At 65.8% G+C, this 6,368-nt stretch carries 5 protein-coding genes; all 5 read right to left on the bottom strand.

Going from position 1 to position 6,368, the window contains the following annotated elements; all coding sequences use genetic code 11:
• Positions 1-337: 337 nt before the first annotated feature.
• The gene (locus QZ326_RS10620; RefSeq protein WP_295744987.1) at positions 338-1,282 is read right to left on the bottom strand and encodes a xanthine dehydrogenase family protein subunit M; all 945 of its coding nucleotides are present in this window, start codon (positions 1,280-1,282) and stop codon (positions 338-340) included.
• Positions 1,279-3,510 (bottom strand): xanthine dehydrogenase family protein molybdopterin-binding subunit, encoded by a 2,232-nt coding sequence (locus tag QZ326_RS10615; protein WP_295744985.1) that lies wholly within the window; start codon positions 3,508-3,510, stop codon positions 1,279-1,281. The genes QZ326_RS10620 and QZ326_RS10615 overlap by 4 nt, the downstream gene beginning before the upstream one ends.
• A 23-nt stretch (positions 3,511-3,533) precedes the next feature.
• Complete coding sequence (locus QZ326_RS10610; RefSeq protein WP_295744983.1) at positions 3,534-4,040, bottom strand: (2Fe-2S)-binding protein; 507 nt, start codon at positions 4,038-4,040, stop codon at positions 3,534-3,536.
• Positions 4,041-4,120: 80 nt separating this feature from the next.
• Positions 4,121-5,731 (bottom strand): histidine ammonia-lyase, encoded by a 1,611-nt coding sequence (locus QZ326_RS10605; RefSeq protein ID WP_295744979.1) that lies wholly within the window; start codon positions 5,729-5,731, stop codon positions 4,121-4,123.
• 74 nt (positions 5,732-5,805) lie between these two features.
• A partial coding sequence (locus QZ326_RS10600; RefSeq protein WP_295744977.1) for a DAK2 domain-containing protein occupies positions 5,806-6,368 on the bottom strand: 563 nt, incomplete at its 5' end.

Raw genomic sequence — 6,368 nt, 5'->3', positions numbered from 1 at the left:
CCCCAGGTGACTATCCATGTCCCCTTGTAGCATAGCCTCGAACACAAGGCCAAAGATGTCCCGCATCTCTTCTGTTGTTGTCGGTTTGTACTGCTCTATGATCGCTTTAACCCGCGCACCGCAAATGTCTTTCACTTGATTTGTGAATCATTCGCCGGAATAACCCGCATCCGCCAGAAACTTCTCCACATGAGAAAGATTGCCCAGATTAAGGAGAATCATCTGGATGGCTCCATTCCGATCAGTCACACCGGCGGTTGTTGCGGCTTTATCGACTCCTGATTCCGGCTCAAACCAGAACAATTCAAGGAAAAACAGGGGCTGAGATCATACGATCTCAGCCCCTGTCAGACTGTGTAAGGGAGCGCAGCAGGATATCTATATGGGAGTAAAGGCCGCGTTTCATCGCGGGAGGGACGCAGGCCTCGCGGATGGGGAGGGCCAGGCGGGCCAGGTCCCGCTGGCAGGCGGCGGTGACCGCGTCCCGGTCCTTTCCCTGGTCCAGAGCGGCGGCTGTCTCCTCCAGCGGCACCGGCTCCGGGGCCACCGCGCCCGCGGCCGCCCTGGACGGGCGGCCGCCCCCCGCGCGCAGGGCGAAGTTGATAATCGGGAAGTCAATGGTGGCGCGCATGGCGTACTTGTAAAAGCCGCTCCGCTCCCCCTCCGGCGGGACCGGTATCCGGAACCGGACCACCAGCGCCGGCAGGCGCCGGTCACAGGCCAAACCGTTGGCCTGGCTGTGGCGGCGGATCAGCTCCGCCACCGGGACCCAGCTCCGCCGCTCCTCTTCCACGCACTCCGCCTCCGCCTCGTACACCAGCAGGGCGGTGGCCGCGTCCGAGTAGTAGATGGCCCGGCACACCGGGGAGTTGGGGATCTGGTGGCAGATGGCTCCCCCGGTCTTGAAGCACAGCTCCAGCCCGCCCCGCCAGAACCGGCTCTGGTTGAAGTAGACGCACCGCCGGTCCTGCATGATGTTGCCGCCCAGGGTGGCGATGTTCCGGATCTGGGGGGAGGCGGTCACCCCCGCCGCCTGGGCGACGGCGGGCAGGCGCTTTCTCACCAGCGGGTGGACCGACAGGTCGTACAGCGTCTCTCCCGCGCCCAGGTACACGTATCCGTCCTCCTCCCGGATCCCCCTCAGCTCCTCCACCTGGTGGAGGAAAATGAGGGTCCGGTCGTCCCGCGCGTGGTTTTTTAGCAGCGGCATCAGGTCCGTCCCGCCCCCCACATAGGTGCCGGGGCCGGCCTCCAGCGCCTCTTTTACCGTTTTGACCATCATCCGTCTTCCTCCTTCCGCCGGCTGGGCAGTATGACAAACCGGTCGCACAGCGGCAGGCTGTTGATCTCCCGCCCGCTGGCACGCCGCGCCGCGTTCACAATGGCCGGCGCCACCGGCACCGTGGCCAGCTCCCCCACGCTCTTCGCCCCCAGCGGGCCGTAGGGGTCGTAGCTGTCCACCATATCCACATGGGTCTGGGGCATGTCGGCCATCTGAGGGATCCGGTAGTGCAGCAGGTCGGAGCTCAGCGTCCGCCGGCTCCGGGGGTTGATCTCCAGCCGCTCGTACAGCGCGTAGCCCACACCCTGGGCGATCCCGCCCTCCAGCTGCCCCTCCACCGTCAGGCGGTTGATGGGCGTGCCCACGTCCACCACCTCGATGATGTCCAGCAGCCGGATGGCGTTGAGCTTCTTGTGGTACTCCGCCTTCACAAAACACACCGAGAAGGGGTTGGGACAGGCCTCCGCCTTATAGGTCCCGCTGCCGATCATCACGCCGCCCCGGATGTCAAACATCACCTCCCGGGCCGCCTCCCGGAAGCTGAGGGGCTCGCCGTCCACCAGGTAGCCCCGCCCCCGCTCCTCCACCTGGCTGTCCGGGCGGATGGCCCGCAGCTGGGCCAGCACCTTTTTCCTCAAATCCGCGCAGGCCCGGGTCACCGCGTTGCCGCAGATGAAGGTCTGGCTGCTGCCGAAGGTGCCGGTGTCGTAGGGGGTCACCCTGGTGTCCGCCGCCGTGATCCTCACGTCGGACAGGGGGACGCCCAGGCACTCCGCCGCGATCTGGCTCTCCATCGTCTCGCTGCCCTGGCCGATGTCCGACGACCCCACCAGCAGCTGCACCGTGGCGTCGTCGTTGAGGATCACCACCGCCGAGCTCAGGCCCTCCTTGGAGGAGGGGCCGGAGCCGTGGCAGCTGAAGGCGATTCCCCAGGCCTGCCGGACCTCTTCGTTGTCCACCAGGGGGCTCTTCCCGTCGATCTCCGCCTGGATCTCCCGGCAGCGCCGGGCGCAGCCGGCGATGTTGTTGCTGCTCACCGGGATGCTGGCGCAGGGGAAACACTCCCCCACCTGTACCTGGTTCAGCAGCCGCAGCTCCACCGGGTCCATCTCCAGCTTCTGGGCCAGCCGGTCCATCAGAATCTCCCGCCCGAAGGTCAGCTGGGTGTTGCCGTATCCCCGGAACGCTCCGCCGGTGATGTGGTCGGTATAGACGCTCAGACCCTCGAAGAAGTAGTTGGGCACCCGGTACTGCAGCTTCCGGGCCGCCGCCGCCACCACCGTGGGGGTGTGGGTGGTGTAGGGCCCGCCGTTGAGGCGGTAGGTGGTGTCAAACAGCCGCAGCCTCCCGTCCCGGCTGGCCCCGATCCGCAGGTCCACCTCCGAGCCGTGGCGCGCCACCGAGTACAGGTCCTCCTCCCGGGTGTAGGACAGGTTCACCGGGCGCCTCAGCTTTTTGGACATCAGCGCCGCCACATGCTGGGCGTGGAGCTGCTGCCGCGCGCCAAAGCCCCCGCCCACCATGGGCTTGGAGAAGCGCGCGTCCGACTCCTTGATTCCCAGAATTTCCGCCGTCAGCCGCCGCTCCTGAAACACCGTCTGGGACGTGCTGTACACCGTCAGGTGGACCCCGTCGCTGAAGTCGCACAGGCAGCTGGTCAGCTCTATCGTGGCGTGCTGCATCGGGGGAGTGGAGAAGTGGTCCTCCACAATGATCTCCGACGCGGCCTCCCCCGCCGCCCGGTCCCCCTGGCTCACCTCCCGCCGCTGGATGATGTTGTCCGGCGCGATGTGGGGCTGCAGCGGCTCCGCGCCCTCTCGCAGGGCGCCGCTCACATCCAGATAGGGCGTCAGCACCTCATACTCCACCCGCACCGCGTCCGCCGCCGCGCGGGCCGCCTCCTCCGTCTCCGCCGCCACGCAGGCGATCCGGTCCCCCAGCACCTTCGGCTCCCGGGTCAGCACCAGCTCGTCCTTCATCAGCAGGGGGGAGGGCGGGTTGCCCGAGCAGTTGAAATACTCCTGGGGGACCTCCTCCGGCAGCAGGCAGCCCAGGTAGCCGGGAATCTGTTCCGCACCGCTGACGTCGATGGCCCTCACCCTGGCCCGGGAGTAGGGGCTGCGCACCAGGGCCGCGTAGGCCATGTCCGGCAGGCGCAGGTCGTCGGTATACTTCGCCCGCCCCGTGGCCTTCTCCAGCGACTCCAGCCGGGGGAGCGGCTGATTCACGCTCTGAAAGCTCCGTTCCCCGCTCACGCCTCTCCGCCCCCCTTCTCCACGAGGCCGGAGATGGCCTCCGCGGCCAGCTCCACCGCGCGCTCAATCTTCTCATAGCCCGTACACCGGCACAGGTTCCCCGACAGCGCCCGCCGGATCGCCTCCCGGCTGGGATGGGGCTCCCGGTCCAGCAGCGCCTTGGCCGCCAGTATCATCCCCGGCGTGCAGAACCCGCACTGGATGGCCCCCGCGTCGATAAACGCCCGCTGGAGCGGATGGGGCTTGTCCGGCGTCCCCAGCCCCTCGATGGTCTCCACCGTCCCGCCGTCCGCCTGTACCGCGAACACACAGCAGGAGTTCACCGCCCGGCCGTTCAGAATCACCGTACACGCCCCGCACTCACCAAGGTCGCAGCCCTTTTTCGCGCCTGTCAGCCCCGCGCGCTCCCGCAGCACACGCAGCAGCGTCTCCCGCTCCTCCACGCGAAACCGCCGCTCCCGGCCGTTCAGCCGCAGGCTGATCTCACAGCTCTTTTCCGACATGATCGTTCAACTCCTAAATACGCCGGGGGACAGCCGGCCCTTTCCCACGCCAGTCCGGCTGTCCCTCTTGTCCGCTTTTCTTACAGCTCGCCTACCGCGGCCTCCACCGCCTTGAGCAACTCGTCCGACTCCACCAGACCGATGGCCGCCTTGGACTGGTCGCCCATGTAGATGTCCTCCCGCTGGAACGCGACGCGGTCGGTCACTAGCTTATAGGCCACCTGGGTGCCCTTGCCCAGCTTGAACTGCCCCAGCTTCTCCGAGGAGATGAAGATCCCCCGGGACGCCAGCAGCAGCTCGATGCCCAGAATCTTCTCCAGATTCCTGATGGCCAGCTGGGCCTTCCGCGCCGCCCAGGGCGCCATGGACACGTGGTCCTCCTGGTTGGCCTTCGTCGGGATGTTGTCACACACCGAGGGGAAGCACAGCGTCTTGTTCTCCGAGGCCAGGGCGGAGGTGGAGCAGCAGATGATATTGTAGCCGTAGTTCAGCCCGATGGGCTCCCCGGCCAGGGCCAGGGGCAGGCCGTAGCTCAGCGTGGGGTCGCACAGCGAGAAGCACCGCCGGTCGGCGATGTTCCCGATCTCCGCCAGGGACATGGTCAGCAGGTCCATGGCGAAGCCGGTGGGCTCGCCGTGGAAGTTGCCCCCGGACAGGAACTCGTAGTGCCCGTCCCCCTTGGGGAAGATGAGGGGGTTGTCGGTGGCGGCGTTGATCTCCACCGCGACCAGGTGCTTGATGTAGCTCAGGTTCTCCCGGCACACGCCCTGGACCTGGGGCATGCACCGCAGGGAGTAGACGTCCTGCACCCGCTCCTGGTAGTGGGGGTGCATCACGTCGTAGTCCAGACGCACCTTGCGGGAATCCTCCGTCACACGCTGGCTGCCCTCCACCAGCCGCAGCACGTTGGCCGCCGCCTTGATCTGCCCCTCGTAGGGCCGGGCGCTCTGAATCCGGGGGTCGAAGGCCCGGGTCTCCCCCCGTACCGCCTCCAGCGACAGGGCCGTGGTGATCTCAGACACCTTGTACAGCCGCTCCGCGTCGTGGATATTCAGGCAGGCCATGCCGGCGAACATGGTGGTCCCGTTGAGCAGGGCCAGGCAGTCCTTCGCCTTGAGCTGGAACTCCACCGGGGTGATTCCCGCCTTGTTCAGCGCCTCCTGGGCCGGCATCCGCTCCCCCTGGTAGAACGCCTCCGCCTGGGGCACCCCGATGAGCACCGAGACGATGTGGGCCATGGGGGCCAGGTCGCCGCAGGCGCCCACGCTCCCCTGCCAGGGCACCACCGGGTGTACCCCCTTGTTCAGCAGCTCCACCAGCCGCTCCACCACCGCGGGCCGCAGGCCGGACACCCCGCGGCAGAACGCGTTCAGACGCACGCACATCGCCGCGCGCACCACGTCCTCCGGCGCCGCCTCGCCCACGCCGCCGCAGTGGGACAGCACCGTCCGGTACTGGTGCAGGTCGCTCTCCTCAATGGACACCTTGCAGTCCTTGTGCTTGCCCAGCCCCGTGTTGAACCCGTACACCGCGGGCGCGTCCTCACGCATCCACTCCCGCTCCATGTACTCCCGTACCTCCGCAATCCGGGCCATGCACGCCGCGTCAATCTCCACCTGATACCCCTCACGCGCTACCTTTACCACGTCCTCTATGCTCAGATCTACGCCGTTTAAGATTACTTTGTTCATATGTTTTGTCTCCTCAATTGTCGAATTACAGATGTTTCTGACAGATATCCTCTGTCTAAACGGAAATCAAATATTCAGTCCACCAGTGCCTGAGCAATTATGCCGCACAGGACCGCGCCGCCATCCGGATACTCGACGGCCCGTTCTCCCAGCCATTTTGCCCGTCCAGCCGCGGCACGCATTCCGGCGGTTCCTTTGGCGGCAGTTTTGGCCGTCTCTGCGCCGGCGGAAAAGGCCGCTTTCAGCGCTGATCCCTGGCTAAATTCCCGTTCCACCGTTTCGGCCATAGGGCACAACGCGTCCAGTATGGTCTTATCCCCGAGCTTCGCGCCTCCACGGGCCATGATGGCCTGGGCAAATATTCCAGGCAGGCGGACGACGTCTCCGTTTTCCAGTCCGTCCTTTCCTTTGACTTCTTTGGCGATTGCCATAATTCCGGCGGACATCAGAGTTCCCATTGTAGAAGGGGCAGCTTTGTTACAGTTCATCGCGGCTTTCATTAAAAGCTCACTGATCTGTGTGCCGTTGTATTCCTTCGCGGTATTCCACACGGCGGTGAACGCGGCCTCCATGCTGAATCCCAGATCACCGTCGCCGGATCTGCCATCCAGTTCGCCCAAATAATCCTTCTCCTGAT

It is taken from the genome of uncultured Oscillibacter sp. (assembly GCF_910587525.1).
Taxonomy (GTDB): Bacteria; Bacillota; Clostridia; order Oscillospirales; family Oscillospiraceae; genus Oscillibacter.
Note: the sequence above shows the minus strand (reverse complement) of the source record. Positions and strands in the feature narration are given on the sequence as shown.

Excerpts from the sequence above, each read along its gene's own strand:
- QZ326_RS10620 (WP_295744987.1), bottom strand. The coding sequence starts at position 1,282 with ATGATGGTCAAAACGGTAAAAGAGGCGCTGGAGGCCGGCCCCGGCACC.
- QZ326_RS10610 (WP_295744983.1), bottom strand. The coding sequence starts at position 4,040 with ATGTCGGAAAAGAGCTGTGAGATCAGCCTGCGGCTGAACGGCCGGGAG.
- QZ326_RS10605 (WP_295744979.1), bottom strand. The coding sequence starts at position 5,731 with ATGAACAAAGTAATCTTAAACGGCGTAGATCTGAGCATAGAGGACGTG.